Genomic DNA, 612 nt, shown 5'->3' on the forward strand with positions numbered 1-612 from the left:
ACCTTAACCCAGCTCTGGGTTGTCTCCCTCACGGACCACAAGCTTACCCCGCAGTCCGGACTCCCAGCTTCGACGGCGTGTGTAGGTTCGGAGTTCGACAGGAAGGCCGACTCCTCTCGGAGGCGGGTCTTCCAATCGGTCGCTCTACCCCACACACTACCTCTGCTGAGGTCATGCTTCGACATGTTTCGGCTGGAACCAGCTGTTGCCGAGTTCGATGGGCCTTTCACCCCTACGCGCAGGTCACGGGAGGGTATTGTAGGACACCAACCCTAACGGACCTCCACGCACCTTTCGGCACGCTTCGTCCTGCCCCCGCGTAGATCACTCGGTTTCGGGTCGCACCCGATTGACTCCCCGCCTTTGAGGACGGCGGCCCTCATCTTCAGAAGAAGACTGCGGCCATGTCGGTTTCCCTGTGCCTTCCCGGATGATCCGGTTAGACTTGCCAATCAAGTGCACTCCCTGGTTCGTTTTTCAAAACGTACGACGGGACACCGGCTTCCCTCAGTTCCTACTGCACTCTCGCAAGTGGGTCGTTTTCTGAGGGACCTTGTATGCCTCGTCGCTCTATCGCCAGCTGATTTCAGGCCCTATTGCACCGCCCTGTTC

General features: G+C 59.0%; 1 rRNA gene. It reads right to left on the reverse strand.

The annotated features are described in order from the left end of the window. Positions 1 to 612: ribosomal RNA gene (locus ACFQEV_RS19955) — 23S ribosomal RNA — on the reverse strand; the annotation flags it as partial.

Source organism: Halopelagius fulvigenes, from assembly GCF_042662625.1.
In the GTDB taxonomy this organism is placed as follows: Archaea; Halobacteriota; Halobacteria; order Halobacteriales; family Haloferacaceae; genus Halopelagius; species Halopelagius fulvigenes.